This window comes from Neobacillus sp. B4I6 (assembly GCF_050434045.1).
GTDB lineage: Bacteria > Bacillota > Bacilli > Bacillales > Cytobacillaceae > Neobacillus.
On record NZ_JBNPWB010000002.1, the window covers coordinates 6020288 to 6035335 of the forward strand.

At 41.8% G+C, this 15048-nt stretch carries 7 protein-coding genes and 3 rRNA genes; 6 read left to right on the forward strand and 4 right to left on the reverse strand.

The features are described from left to right. Positions 1–113: 113 nt before the first annotated feature. Both QF028_RS31865 and QF028_RS31870 read right to left on the reverse strand, forming a co-directional pair. Positions 114–1232, reverse strand: a complete 1119-nt coding sequence (locus tag QF028_RS31865) for a glycosyltransferase (protein WP_429471718.1) — start codon at positions 1230–1232, stop codon at positions 114–116. Further along, positions 1225–1929, reverse strand: a complete 705-nt coding sequence (locus QF028_RS31870; protein WP_410889877.1) for a glycosyltransferase family 2 protein — start codon at positions 1927–1929, stop codon at positions 1225–1227. Before QF028_RS31870 ends, QF028_RS31865 begins: the two co-directional genes overlap by 8 nt. 568 nt (positions 1930–2497) lie before the next feature. Here QF028_RS31870 and QF028_RS31875 point away from each other — a divergent pair. The 6 genes from QF028_RS31875 to QF028_RS31900 all read left to right on the forward strand — a co-directional run bounded on the left by QF028_RS31875 (position 2498) and on the right by QF028_RS31900 (position 11356). Continuing rightward, positions 2498–4047, forward strand: a 16S ribosomal RNA gene (locus tag QF028_RS31875). Between the two features lie 203 nt (positions 4048–4250). After that, positions 4251–7188: ribosomal RNA gene (locus QF028_RS31880) — 23S ribosomal RNA — on the forward strand. A 75-nt stretch (positions 7189–7263) separates the two neighbouring features. Beyond that, positions 7264–7380, forward strand: a 5S ribosomal RNA gene (gene rrf, locus QF028_RS31885). The 16S, 23S and 5S rRNA genes sit together here, the layout of an rRNA operon. 293 nt (positions 7381–7673) lie before the next feature. After that, positions 7674–9197 carry a MotA/TolQ/ExbB proton channel family protein gene (locus QF028_RS31890; protein ID WP_429471720.1) on the forward strand — a complete coding sequence of 508 codons (1524 nt, stop codon included), beginning with the start codon at positions 7674–7676 and terminating at the stop codon, positions 9195–9197. Positions 9198–9213: 16 nt separating this feature from the next. Continuing rightward, entirely contained in the window at positions 9214–9957 is a 744-nt protein-coding gene (locus tag QF028_RS31895) for an OmpA family protein (protein ID WP_410882267.1), read from the forward strand. 37 nt (positions 9958–9994) lie between these two features. Further along, complete coding sequence (locus QF028_RS31900; RefSeq protein WP_429471722.1) at positions 9995–11356, forward strand: hypothetical protein; 1362 nt, start codon at positions 9995–9997, stop codon at positions 11354–11356. An 81-nt stretch (positions 11357–11437) separates the two neighbouring features. On the opposite strand, the gene QF028_RS31905 is transcribed toward QF028_RS31900, so the two are convergent. Next, complete coding sequence (locus QF028_RS31905; protein ID WP_429471724.1) at positions 11438–13771, reverse strand: hypothetical protein; 2334 nt, start codon at positions 13769–13771, stop codon at positions 11438–11440. After that, entirely contained in the window at positions 13768–15036 is a 1269-nt protein-coding gene (locus QF028_RS31910) for a TRAFAC clade GTPase domain-containing protein (RefSeq protein ID WP_429471726.1), read from the reverse strand. Before QF028_RS31910 ends, QF028_RS31905 begins: the two co-directional genes overlap by 4 nt. Positions 15037–15048: the final 12 nt, after the last annotated feature.

The window sequence follows — 15048 nt, forward strand, 5'->3', positions numbered from 1 at the left end:
TGCTCAAATATTCAATAAATGTTCTTTTAAAAACATTCCATAATAATTCATACCCTAAGTTATTAAAACCTATCCATCCAATATACAAAACCTTTTTTTGCCATGTTGAATAATCACTCTCGTTTGCATGATTCATATATTTCCAGAGTTCTATTGGTCATATCCTTTATATTAAACTCAGTTTCGACCCATTCTCTTGAATCTACACCCATTTTGTGTAGAAAATCTTTTTTTTTAGAAATAAGTTTAGAAATATCTCTGAAAAAAATAAGCCTACTGCTTTTGGATATTGATCCATGGTCACCAAAATAACATTTCCAAGCTTCCTCATAATGATCTTTGTCTATCACACCAAAATAACCATGATTCCCTACTGCAATAACAGGTTTTCCGCAAGACATAGCCTCCAAAGCAACCCTGCCTGTTCCAATCACACAATCTGCACTAGATAATAAAGTCTCCATATCTTGTCTTTCTCCAAGAATATGAATAAACTTGCTTTCACATAAAACATGAATTTTATCTGCAAGTTTATTAATTTTCTTAAAATAAGGTCCTTTTCCTACAATGACGACATGGATGTCAAAGCCTCTTAATTTTAATTTCTTGCAAGCTTTAAGTAATGTCAAGCAAATCTTCCCTTTAGCCCATGTTAACCTGCTAGCGTACATCAATAAAGTTGTATTTGGGGGAATATTTAATTCGTTTCTCAAATTGGTAATGGTTCGAAAGGTATATTTTTGAGTATTTATTCCATTTGGAACGATAAATGAATTTAAAGAAGTATTATTTTGTATATAATTGTAGACTGGGTAACTAACACTTATAATTTTTGAAGTGAGATTTAGCACTTCAGTTAGTTGCTCAATAGGATAGTACGTACCATGGACAGTAAAAACAGTAGGGATGTTTAAATCCTTAGCAATCGAAAATATCAGGTAGGCCGAGGGAGTTTGATGGGCATGGATGATGTTTATTTTTTCATTAATTATCATTTCTCTGACCATTGTAGAGAATTCAGCTAATTGTTGTTCGTTATTATGATTTGGATAATTAACTTCAAACACCTTACAACCTAAATCTAAAAAAGACTTTTTTACTAAACCGTTTTTTCCTATTACTATTACTTTTAAATTGCGAGATACCATTTCTTCAACCAAACTTAAAACATGTGTTTCCGTACCACCTATGTCAAAACTATCTAAAACCATCAAAATATTATCCTTATACATCTTTTTTTTCACCTCGACTATAAAATTGTCGAGATCTTTGATTAGGGTGTGCCCGATAATAATATAAGACTTCAGGGATATTTGATATTTCTATCCCTGCATTTATGCAGTTTGCAATAAACTCGTAGTCCTCGGCCCCCTTTATACGTCTAGTAGGACCCCCGATACGGTCAAAAATTTCTCCGCGAAACATTATTGTCCCATGACAGACACAATGACCGCCTTTTCCGTAAGTTTTTTTGATATCCTCCCCATATCTGATCCAAGTTGCTATTTGTTGTTCTTCAATGTTACCATTTTGAAATGCAGCATATGTGGTCCCTACTAAACCAACTTCTGGTTTTTCCTCCAAAAATTTAACTTGTTTTTGAATACGATCTTTATGAGAAATATCATCAGCGTCATGAACGGCAATATATTCACCTTTACTTAGAATATAGCCTATATTAATGGCTCCAGCAAAACCTACATTTCTTGGGAGAGTAATTAAATCAATAGGGAAGGATGGATTATTTTTTTTAATCCACTTTTTAATCTTTCGCTTAGTGGGGTCGTTAGAAAAATCATCTATGATAATAACCTCAATATTTTCATAGGACTGATCAAATATACCGTCTAAGCATTCTTCTATAAAAGAGGCGACGTTGTAACAAGTAATAACTATGCTAACAAGCCCCTTTTGTCTATTAAATAACACTACTTATCACCTCATAATTACATATTTAAAATAAAAATAATGTATATTGGACAGTTGAAAAATGTAACGATTTGACCATGATGCTCGTTAAGCTCAAAACAAAAACAATCAGAACATCCAGATTGTTCATGTGGCCAATTTTTCTCTCCTTCCCAATATTATAATTAATACACGATAATGTATGAATCAGTGGACAAGCTTGATTGGACTTAAAATAAAAAATGAGAAAAAAATAAATGTTAAGAAATTAAAATCATATTATTAATGTATGGAATCCTGAGAAGAAGATAAGGTCACAAATTTTTTCTTGAAAAATATTTTTAAAAAGTTATTGACCGATTTATTAATATCCTGTAATATTAGAAAAGTCGTCAGTAAGATGATAAGTTAATAAACAAGTTGTTGATATTCTATTTGGAATTATAAATTATTAGGGTTTTTCGGAAAAGTAATTATTTGCTCTTTGAAAACTAAACAAACAAAAACGTCAACAAACAATAATAATCGTGTTCCTTCTATTATAATATGAAGAACATGAGCCAACGTTACATTTATGAGCTAATCAACTTTCTTGGAGAGTTTGATCCTGGCTCAGGACGAACGCTGGCGGCGTGCCTAATACATGCAAGTCGAGCGAATCAATGGGAGCTTGCTCCTGTTGGTTAGCGGCGGACGGGTGAGTAACACGTGGGCAACCTGCCTGTAAGACTGGGATAACACCGGGAAACCGGTGCTAATACCGGATAATCCTTTTCCTCTCATGAGGAAAAGCTGAAAGTCGGTTTCGGCTGATACTTACAGATGGGCCCGCGGCGCATTAGCTAGTTGGTGAGGTAACGGCTCACCAAGGCGACGATGCGTAGCCGACCTGAGAGGGTGATCGGCCACACTGGGACTGAGACACGGCCCAGACTCCTACGGGAGGCAGCAGTAGGGAATCTTCCACAATGGACGAAAGTCTGATGGAGCAACGCCGCGTGAGCGATGAAGGCCTTCGGGTCGTAAAGCTCTGTTGTTAGGGAAGAACAAGTACCGGAGTAACTGCCGGTACCTTGACGGTACCTAACCAGAAAGCCACGGCTAACTACGTGCCAGCAGCCGCGGTAATACGTAGGTGGCAAGCGTTGTCCGGAATTATTGGGCGTAAAGCGCGCGCAGGCGGTCCTTTAAGTCTGATGTGAAAGCCCACGGCTCAACCGTGGAGGGTCATTGGAAACTGGGGGACTTGAGTGCAGAAGAGGAAAGCGGAATTCCACGTGTAGCGGTGAAATGCGTAGAGATGTGGAGGAACACCAGTGGCGAAGGCGGCTTTCTGGTCTGTAACTGACGCTGAGGCGCGAAAGCGTGGGGAGCAAACAGGATTAGATACCCTGGTAGTCCACGCCGTAAACGATGAGTGCTAAGTGTTAGGGGGTTTCCGCCCCTTAGTGCTGCAGCTAACGCATTAAGCACTCCGCCTGGGGAGTACGGCCGCAAGGCTGAAACTCAAAGGAATTGACGGGGGCCCGCACAAGCGGTGGAGCATGTGGTTTAATTCGAAGCAACGCGAAGAACCTTACCAGGTCTTGACATCCTCTGACACTCCTAGAGATAGGAATTTCCCCTTCGGGGGACAGAGTGACAGGTGGTGCATGGTTGTCGTCAGCTCGTGTCGTGAGATGTTGGGTTAAGTCCCGCAACGAGCGCAACCCTTGATCTTAGTTGCCAGCATTCAGTTGGGCACTCTAAGGTGACTGCCGGTGACAAACCGGAGGAAGGTGGGGATGACGTCAAATCATCATGCCCCTTATGACCTGGGCTACACACGTGCTACAATGGATGGTACAAAGGGCTGCAAGACCGCGAGGTTTAGCCAATCCCATAAAACCATTCTCAGTTCGGATTGCAGGCTGCAACTCGCCTGCATGAAGCCGGAATCGCTAGTAATCGCGGATCAGCATGCCGCGGTGAATACGTTCCCGGGCCTTGTACACACCGCCCGTCACACCACGAGAGTTTGTAACACCCGAAGTCGGTGGGGTAACCGCAAGGAGCCAGCCGCCTAAGGTGGGACAGATGATTGGGGTGAAGTCGTAACAAGGTAGCCGTATCGGAAGGTGCGGCTGGATCACCTCCTTTCTAAGGATAAAGCTGGACATATGAGCCAGACAAAACAGTTTGTTTGATCGACGTTTCTTGTTTGTTTAGTTTTGAGAGTGCAATTCTCTCAAGATATTTTCGTTCTTTGAAAACTAGATAATCATAATGAAGAAGTCAATGTAAGAACCGAGTCAATGCCATTTTAGTTTTCTCTCTTATATAAGTAAGAGAATAACCTTTTAGGTTAAGTTAGAAAGGGCGCACGGTGAATGCCTTGGCACTAGGAGCCGATGAAGGACGGGACTAACACCGATATGCTTCGGGGAGCTGTAAGTAAGCTTTGATCCGGAGATTTCCGAATGGGGGAACCCACTGTTCGTAATGGAACAGTATCTTTACCTGAATACATAGGGTATGGAAGGCATACCCGGGGAACTGAAACATCTAAGTACCCGGAGGAAGAGAAAGCAAACGCGATTCCCTGAGTAGCGGCGAGCGAAACGGGACATAGCCCAAACCAAGAGGCTTGCCTCTTGGGGTTGTAGGACACTCAACATGGAGTTACAAAGGAACGGGGTAGATGAAGCGACCTGGAAAGGTCCGTCATAGAAGGTAAAAACCCTGTAGTCGAAACTTCGTTCCCTCCTGAGTGGATCCTGAGTACGGCCGGACACGAGAAATCCGGTCGGAAGCAGGGAGGACCATCTCCCAAGGCTAAATACTCCCTAGTGACCGATAGTGAACCAGTACCGTGAGGGAAAGGTGAAAAGCACCCCGGAAGGGGAGTGAAATAGTTCCTGAAACCGTGTGCCTACAAGTAGTTAGAGCCCGTTAATGGGTGATAGCGTGCCTTTTGTAGAATGAACCGGCGAGTTACGATCCCATGCAAGGTTAAGTTGAAGAGACGGAGCCGCAGCGAAAGCGAGTCTGAATAGGGCGTATGAGTATGTGGTCGTAGACCCGAAACCAGGTGATCTACCCATGTCCAGGGTGAAGTCCAGGTAACACTGGATGGAGGCCCGAACCCACGCACGTTGAAAAGTGCGGGGATGAGGTGTGGGTAGCGGAGAAATTCCAATCGAACTTGGAGATAGCTGGTTCTCTCCGAAATAGCTTTAGGGCTAGCCTCACGTAGTAAGAGTCTTGGAGGTAGAGCACTGTTTGGACTAGGGGCCCTCATCGGGTTACCGAATTCAGACAAACTCCGAATGCCAAAGACTTATCCGTGGGAGTCAGACTGCGAGTGATAAGATCCGTAGTCAAAAGGGAAACAGCCCAGACCACCAGCTAAGGTCCCAAAGTATACGTTAAGTGGAAAAGGATGTGGAGTTGTTTAGACAACCAGGATGTTGGCTTAGAAGCAGCCACCATTTAAAGAGTGCGTAATAGCTCACTGGTCGAATGACTCTGCGCCGAAAATGTACCGGGGCTAAACGTATCACCGAAGCTGTGGATTGACATCTTAGATGTCAGTGGTAGGAGAGCGTTCTAAGGGCGTTGAAGCTAGACCGTAAGGACTGGTGGAGCGCTTAGAAGTGAGAATGCCGGTATGAGTAGCGAAAGATGAGTGAGAATCTCATCCACCGAATGCCTAAGGTTTCCTGAGGAAGGCTCGTCCGCTCAGGGTTAGTCGGGACCTAAGCCGAGGCCGAAAGGCGTAGGCGATGGACAACAGGTTGATATTCCTGTACCACCTCTTTATCGTTTGAGCAATGGGGGGACGCAGGAGGATAGGGTAAGCGCGCTGTTGGATATGCGCGTCTAAGCAGTTAGGCTGAGAAGTAGGCAAATCCGCTTCTCGCATAAGGCTGAGCTGTGATAGCGAGGGAAATTTAGTACCGAAGTTCCTGATTCCACACTGCCAAGAAAAGCCTCTAGCGAGATAAAAGGTGCCCGTACCGCAAACCGACACAGGTAGGCGAGGAGAGAATCCTAAGGTGAGCGAGAGAACTCTCGTTAAGGAACTCGGCAAAATGACCCCGTAACTTCGGGAGAAGGGGTGCTTTTTGAGGTGAATAGCCTCGAAGAGCCGCAGTGAATAGGCCCAGGCGACTGTTTAGCAAAAACACAGGTCTCTGCGAAGCCGCAAGGCGAAGTATAGGGGCTGACGCCTGCCCGGTGCTGGAAGGTTAAGAGGAGGGGTTAGCTGCTAAGCGAAGCTCTGAATCGAAGCCCCAGTAAACGGCGGCCGTAACTATAACGGTCCTAAGGTAGCGAAATTCCTTGTCGGGTAAGTTCCGACCCGCACGAAAGGCGTAACGATCTGGGCACTGTCTCAACGAGAGACTCGGTGAAATTATAGTACCTGTGAAGATGCAGGTTACCCGCGACAGGACGGAAAGACCCCGTGGAGCTTTACTGTAGCCTGATATTGAATTTTGGTACAGCTTGTACAGGATAGGTAGGAGCCTGAGAAGCCGGAGCGCTAGCTTCGGTGGAGGCGTCGGTGGGATACTACCCTGGCTGTATTGAAATTCTAACCCGCACCCCTGATCGGGGTGGGAGACAGTGTCAGGTGGGCAGTTTGACTGGGGCGGTCGCCTCCTAAAGAGTAACGGAGGCGCCCAAAGGTTCCCTCAGAATGGTTGGAAATCATTCGCAGAGTGTAAAGGCACAAGGGAGCTTGACTGCGAGACCTACAAGTCGAGCAGGGACGAAAGTCGGGCTTAGTGATCCGGTGGTTCCGCATGGAAGGGCCATCGCTCAACGGATAAAAGCTACCCCGGGGATAACAGGCTTATCTCCCCCAAGAGTCCACATCGACGGGGAGGTTTGGCACCTCGATGTCGGCTCATCGCATCCTGGGGCTGTAGTCGGTCCCAAGGGTTGGGCTGTTCGCCCATTAAAGCGGTACGCGAGCTGGGTTCAGAACGTCGTGAGACAGTTCGGTCCCTATCCGTCGTGGGCGCAGGAAATTTGAGAGGAGCTGTCCTTAGTACGAGAGGACCGGGATGGACGCACCGCTGGTGTACCAGTTGTTCTGCCAAGGGCATCGCTGGGTAGCTATGTGCGGACGGGATAAGTGCTGAAAGCATCTAAGCATGAAGCCCCCCTCAAGATGAGATTTCCCATAGCGCAAGCTAGTAAGAACCCTGAAAGATGATCAGGTTGATAGGTCAGAGGTGGAAGCGTGGTAACATGTGGAGCTGACTGATACTAATCGTTCGAGGACTTAACCAATTTTAAGGCACACTCGTTTTTACAAACTTCTTCTGCATTATCTAGTTTTGAGGGAATGATTCCTCAATTAAATAGTCTGGCAGCAATGGCGAGAAGGTCACACCCGTTCCCATACCGAACACGGAAGTTAAGCTTCTCAGCGCCGATGGTAGTTGGGACACGCGTCCCTGTGAGAGTAGGACGTTGCCAGGCACGAAAAAGACAACTTGAAAAAGGTTGTCTTTTTTGTCTTCTTTTAAGAATTTCCACTAAAATAAACACAACAAAGCCTTAATTAAAAAGCCTCGAAATTTACCAATCTCTTCTATTTAGAAAATCTAAACCACTTATAAACCTTATGCCTTAAAAAATAACCCCTCACCAGTAGTTTCCATCGACAAAAATTTATATTTTTCCCTAAAAATTACTTTTTTTTGTTACAATTAAAGATGGAATTCTAGACAAATTGACAAATTACTTACATCTAAAGGAAAGGGACAAATAGAATGAATCGATTTTTATTACCTCTTTTAATGTTTTTACCGACTTTTTTACTATTAATCTATTATTTAAGTGGAGGGGCCACCAAGCTTGGTGCAAATGAGTTTCTTGTACTAGCCGTTTTAATTGTTCTTGGCACGATTGCCAATTTCTCAATAAGAAGTAATAACACCATCTTTACATTTTTAAATAAACAGGATGAAGATCTTTCGAAAAATCCAGAAAATAATCAACTTGCTGTAACGATATGGCGAGCATTTAATGATAAAAAAGAAAGAACAAAGACACAGCTCAATATTCCATCGTTTATTGAGGTGTTTATGTCTGAATATCATATTGATAATAAAACAAGTATTGTCAAACGAATGAAACTGATTCATACGTTTGCATCGATTTCCATACTCGTCGGGGTCCTCGGTACCTTTACAGGCCTCGTAATCACGCTAGCTGCCCTTAACCCAAGTGATATTGATAAATCCATCTTAAAGGTGTTAGGCGGCGTCCATACTGCCTTTTTCACTAGTATCGGTGGAATTCTATTTTCGATCGCGATCAATCTTCATTCAAAGGTAAGAAACTCGGAACAATTACTATTGCAAGTTATGTTGAAAGTTGAAAACTTTATTCACCAGAAGGATCAAAAGACGTCTGACTATTATGTGGTCGAGGCCATTGGTGGAGTTAAAGAAGCCGTTCACAATATGGGAAATGCCTTCCTGGAGGTCGCCGGCTTTTCGAAGGAATTTAAAATAGCTACTGATAATTTACAAAAATTTAATAAAAACTTTCAGCAAAACACGATGGCAGTTAGTGGTTTATTTAAAGACATGATGGCTATTACTGAATTGTTTAATCAAAAGACCGCGTTAATTCATGATGATTTTGAGAGAATGTTTACTTATTTTAATAATCAGCACAATCTTAATAACGAAATTAAGATGACGTTTGAAAATACAGCCCATGACATTAAGTCGTTTGTCGCGAACCAAAACAATGTGATTGATGGTTTTATGAAAAACAATTATAACTTACACAATTCATATAAATCATTAGTGGATAGTTCACAACAGGAAATGGCCAACTTTTTCGAAGGTACAACGTCTCAAATTTCTCAAATTGTAACTCAAAATGAATCACAAGTAGATATGCATAAGCAATTGACTGAATCGATCTATAAACAAATTAAAAAAGAGCAAGCAGGTCTATTGAAGCAGCTGAAAGAGACGAATACAGAAAACGGAGAAGTGAAGGACTTGTTTAAGGATGCCGTGACCAGTATGGGAAATTATATGAGCATTCAAGAGTCATCTAATCAATCTTTAGAAACGAGCCTATACGCCCTGAGCAACAATATTAAAAATACAAATGATCTCATCGGAAAACTGGACCAAAGCTTTTCAAAAGGGGCTAAGGAGACACCTGAAGCTTTAAACTCTCTTGAGTCAACTTTGAATGATTTAATGAAGAGTCTAGAGACTTTTTCAGAAAAAATGAATGAAAAACAATATGCAGTTAATCTATCAAAATAGGAAAAGGGTCTGAGCAATGAAGGAAAAATATAAACGACTAATCAATGACGGTTCCGGAGAATCAGATTTCTGGCCCACGTTTACAGATTTGTTATCAACCATCCTTTTAGTTGTCTTAATTATCTTTGTCGCGATCATCATTAGTATTAATAAAGAAAGCAAAGCGATGCAGGCAAAAGCGATGGAAAGCCAGACGGAAATTAAGAAACAAGCAAAGCAAATTGCTGACAAAGAAAAGCAGATTGAGGCGTTATCCTACATTCAAAAGGATATTGTCAAAGATTTAGACAAGGAATTTAAAAAGCAGCATATGGAAATTTCAATCGATAAAGACACGGGTGCAATTAAGTTTAAGGATGACTTGTTATTTGAAAAGGGCAAGGATGTTATTAAGCCAGAATTTAAAAAACAGCTGGATAAGTTTATCCCCATTTATTTTAAGACACTTTACGGAAAGTATAACAACAGTATTGCTGAAGTCGTGGTCGAAGGGCATACCGATGATAAAGGCGACTATATGTATAACCTCGATCTATCCCAGCGCAGGGCCTTCAGTGTCGTGAAATACATTTTAAGTGATGAATTCGGAGATTTTCCATATAAGAATCAGGTAACAAAAAATATTACCGCCAACGGACGGTCTGAGAGCCAGTTGAAGATCGTCAAAGGCAAGGTGGACCGTGCACAGTCGAGGCGGGTTGAGTTCAAATTTAGGCTGAAAAATAGCTATGAGGGAAGCGAAACCCAAACTGGGAAGTAGGTTCCTTCGGTATTAGTATGACCAGGGAGCTGTGAAAATGGCTGACATTAACCAATTCAAGATCATTAAAGAACTATATACTGGTGAGCAATTAACCGTTTATCAAGTGGAAGATCCAAAGAACGGAGAATCAGGAATCCTTCGCTTGATCCATCAGTTGCCGCTTCGTGATGAGTGGAATCAGTTCTATCATGAGTACGAGGCGAAGATTACCAATTATAAGCACCTTCCTGCAGTGAAGGTGCTAGATGTATGGGACCGTAAGCCCTTTGTTGTGATGGAAGGAAACGAAGGAAACTTTTTAGAAAAAGAGCAGATGCTTACCGGGAAACAAATTGATCAGTTCGTCGATGCCGTCGTATATTTGCACAAACATGGAATTCTTCATGGTAAGATCAATCGATTTAATATCTGGATAAAAGAAAATGGAGAGATTATCTTATATGGCGCAGGTGAGAGAACCGTTTTTCAACCAGATAGAAAAATAACCATTCAGGATGACCTCAAACAAGTACTATCCGTATTAAAAAATCATTCTTCCCTTGCTGAATCGCATTTTGAGGGGATAAGCTTTGATCACATCGAGGAACTGCAAGGGTGGATTCTAAGGAAATTAGCGATTCCCAAGCCGGGATTAGTGAATCTAGGTGAATCCTCAAAGACCGTTTTTGAATCAGTTATTCAGGAGGAAAACAAAAGGGAAGAGCCAGAGTTTGTAACTCCTGCTCCTTCGCCCCCTAAAGAAAAGCGGAAATCCGGCTCATTGTTTATAGGCGTTGCTGTTGCTGCTATACTTATAATCCTCATCTTTTCCATTAACTTTTTAAAGGGTGGAGCGGAAAAAACCTCGAATCAAGCGAGTGAAAGTAAGCAAGAAACAGCTGTGGAGAAGGACAAGCCAAAGGCGAAGGCAGTGGAGAAAAAAGATCAGGTTAATTTAAGTCAATTCACGCAAGTAGTTTCTGGCTGGGATCCAATCAAACATGCTTCCATCAAAGTAGCAGGTCATGATTATACTTTAGTTGCCGCTGCCCAGAAACAAGACGATTCATCAGGCAAGGTGAAAGTTTTTGTTTTATCCCAAGGCAAGAAGGTAGGGGTATCGCCTGAGTATAATGGCAATTCTTCCGAAACAAAATCATATATAGATTCGTTACTAACAATTACAGCAGAAAATGGGCAAACCGGTCTGCTGGTTTTTGAACTTCCAGATGATAGTGGTTTAATTTCAGAAGTGATCGCACTAACAGTACAAGCAAATGGAAGTGCCAAACAGGTATGGAGTGACTATGGTACTGAGGTTAAGCAGAGCAAAGATGTTATCAGCGTGACAGGGACAGAATTGTCCAATCTTTCTTTGAAAAATAATACGTTTACACTTGTGAAGACCAAGGAGTAATGCGACATTACAAAATAAAGCAGGGGTTGCAGTTCTTTTGGCTGTAAAAAGAGCATCCCACGAGGGATGCTCTTTTTTGTGCTATTCTTGTTCGTCGCTCACTTGCCCTGTAAACGGGACTCCGTAAGCAACTTCCTTTTTTTCCTCTGTTTTTGTATGTTTACTTGCATAATAGTCAACTCCAAACCAAGTTGCTCCGCCAAGAACAACTAAAGCTATTAACAGTTTTACCCCATACTTTTTAAAGAATTTGACAAGAGGACTTGCTGTTTCTGTTTCAACTTCCTTCAAAAAGTTCTTAAAGCTGCTCTTTCGGATTAATTTCAATTCTTTATTGTACTTTTTATTCCGCCAAATTGATTTTGGATCGGAAACTAAATAGCTTCGTAAAGCACTTCGATAGGGTAAGTCAATTCCAACTAAATTTGAATGATCCTTTATAAAAGCCATCATCGTTTTGTCATCGCCGTATTGGATCAAGTGTTTAAATAGCATCCCATAATCTACTTCACCATGTTCCGATCCAAAGGCAATATTTAGAACTGGAATGTGCTCAGTGGTAACCTTGACTTGTAAGAGCTGCTGCAAAATCTCCCGCACCAGTTCCCGGCCCAATCTTGATAACGATTTAAGCTGATTAGGACTAGCCTGAGATGGCATGCTGAGCACCTGGTATAGGGCATCAGTCATTAGATAATTATCTTTTGCCTTGCCATCCTTCATATCTCTCGTGTTTATCGGTTGGTTGAAAATTTTACCGAATGTCATGATATCCTGAGCCGTCAGCTCTTTTGGACGAATATGATCTAACATGACCCATACTGACCGCCCAAACATCTTTTGTTTAAAATCGAGAAAATCCTTGTCTGCCATATCCACTTTAAAGTCCTTGATGGCAAGAACAGCGGTGAAAGCATTAATCTCCTGTTTTAACGAGGCTTCAATTTTGGTAATCACAACCGATTTAAATTTTTCAATAGCTAAAAGGTATGGTGAGCCAAGCATTGATTTGAGCTCACACAGAATGTCTTCGACTCGAATGATCCGATTGAACCGTTCATCCAGATAAAGCTCAAGGAGCCTGTCATAGTTGGGATGCTCATTAATAAACATCAAAATCGCTTTATAAGAGCGATTGTCCTGTTCAACCAATTTCCAGAGCTTATGGAAAAGTTGAGCATTTTGATAATAGTTGAGTGTTTCTAGTATGAATGAGAGAGCCTCATCGCTTCGTATCACTTGATTGATGGACACTACAGCGTGAATGTAATCTAGAGCTGTTGCAGGATCGCCTGCATATTTTTCCATCGCTAGGATTTTTAAAAATAGCTCAATCAAAGGTTGTTTCTCGTCACTATTCACCTGTAGAAACTTCTGCAAACTATTTAAAAAGCCTAGTTTATTATCATTATAAAAGGAGTCATCATGACTATTAAGTGTTTGATAAAGGGAGGTCAACTGATAGTAGCTAGCCACCTCTAGCTTCTGCTCCTCAGTTAAGCCTGATAACTCTGTTTCTGCGAACGCAAAGAAATCATCCATTCGCTTCGATTGGGAAAAATGATCGAGTGCAAAGTCTAGATACTCATGCTTCTGACCAGAAATACCGAGGCCAGAAATCCTATCATTTGCAAAATCAAAAATGAATTGCTTTTCAATCGAACGATCATTCATGTTTAATGTACCTGGCTCATAAAACATCACATGGATATAGTTTTTACTCTCTGGTTCACTTGAAAAGGTCATTGCGCCTAATTTGCGGCGGTGTGCATAGGGCAAATAAAGATAAACTAACTCCAACAGTTGAAGTGCAGCCTTCGAATATTCCTGCAAAGGTATATTTAATGAGATAAACACCTTTTTCTTCCCAGCAATGGACGACATGACTGCAAATAATAGTTGTTTAAACTGTTCTTCGCGAATTCCTAAATTCCCCAAAAGAGTATCTTTTCCGGCAAGAACATCCATATCATCATATTCGGTTTCTTCCAGTGCCGGAAGAACATGGCCTTGCTCCGTTTTATAGGAAGTCTGAAAGTCATTTATTTGAAATAGCTTTTCAGGATGTTTAATCCATTCTTCCTTTCGATTAGGCGGGAGTACATAGTTATGCATGAAATAAGCGCTGCGCTGACCCGTAAAATCAGCAGGCACAAATACAGATTGACCAATGACCATGTCACCGGTTTCCGGCTGAAATAGTGTGACAGTTTCCGGGTAGAGGGAACTGTCCTTTTCCCCACGTGTTGTTAAAGCCTTTGGCGATTGATAAATGCAAAAGGGATGTAAATATTTTTTCACAAATGACTTATCCAAGCCTTCGGAAATAGCAATGGTATCATATCCGTCCGTTGAGAGGAATATTCCGCCCCGTTCCCTGGTATACATTTGTTGTTGAATTAACTTTCCGGTCACTGCACATGTCTCCCTTCAACATAGCCCAGCTTATACAGGAGCCAAATAAACGGTTCATCCACACGAATCGGACTAATAATCCCACTAACTTGTCGATCGACTGGATTGCTTCCGAGGGCAGACACGGCAAAATAGGAAGCCTCGTTAAAAAAAACATCAATGGAACCGACGAACGGAGTATCTACCTTTGATAGAAATCTTCTAATCTCTCCATTGATATTCTCGTATTCATCCAGGTTAAGGTATCCACTATGTGTGACATTGCGGAACACATTGCTATTAGAACGAATATATTCACCCTCGTCGGAACTTAGGGTATACAATAAATCACTTTTTGTCAGCACGACTGCAGTCGGAATATTCGTTTTGTTGTTTTCCTGTTGGGAAATGAAATCCTCAAATAATGCGACAACAACCTCGCGGGGTTCACGAGCAAGTCCAACTATCTCCCCCGGATTTTCACCCATTTGATGAAGCATTTTCTGACGGATTGCTCGAATTTGCATTGGGTCGACTAAGAATAAAATTCCCGCTGAATTTTTGATATGGGGAGCATGAAGTTGAAGATATTCTTGTTCAGTCATACCCTCACCAGCTACATCAAAAAATACGAGTGTCAGTGGTGCTTTGTCTTCATCTTTAAACACAAATTGGAAAATAAACGGTTCTTGACGCTTTGTCACAGCGGTAGCATCAAGCAAATTTCCATTTTCAAATAAAGGAATTTCATAGTCATCCCTGAATCTTCTGCTAATCGCGTTATTAAGCGGAATACATGCCGCATTAAAATTATTAGCTGTTACATGCTGCAAGGTATGAATGAGAGACGTAATATAAACAGATTTCCCGACAGAAGTAGCACCGACAATGGAAAGAATATTACTTGGATATTTACCTGCTGTAACGGGGAGTTCGTTATGGCACCCTGGGCAAAGTCGCTTTCTCGTCACAACCGCATATTTATCAGAAACACCCATAAGCACACGGTCGGAGTAAATCTTATTTTCATCTGGAATCGTCGAAGGATAAACAATTGCCTCCAGTTCATCAATGGGGGCAAGCCCAAATTTCGCCCGATAATCATTCAATTTATCATCTTCCTGAAGGTAAAATACCTCATCATCATCACGGTGGTGTGCGGCACGGAAGACGACATCTTCATGATGAAATTTTGAAAAGCAGTAGGGGCAGACAATATCATAAAAAGGCAGTCTGGTAGGTTCTTGCTGCTTTTTTTCAAACATTCGTTTTAGTAGTCCAAACATGTAAGGTCTCTC

Coding starts and splice junctions, on each gene's coding strand:
- QF028_RS31900 (WP_429471722.1), top strand. CDS start 9,995: ATGGCTGACATTAACCAATTCAAGATCATTAAAGAACTATATACTGGT.
- QF028_RS31910 (WP_429471726.1), bottom strand. CDS start 15,036: ATGTTTGGACTACTAAAACGAATGTTTGAAAAAAAGCAGCAAGAACCT.
- QF028_RS31890 (WP_429471720.1), top strand. CDS start 7,674: ATGAATCGATTTTTATTACCTCTTTTAATGTTTTTACCGACTTTTTTA.
- QF028_RS31895 (WP_410882267.1), top strand. CDS start 9,214: ATGAAGGAAAAATATAAACGACTAATCAATGACGGTTCCGGAGAATCA.
- QF028_RS31865 (WP_429471718.1), bottom strand. CDS start 1,232: ATGTATAAGGATAATATTTTGATGGTTTTAGATAGTTTTGACATAGGT.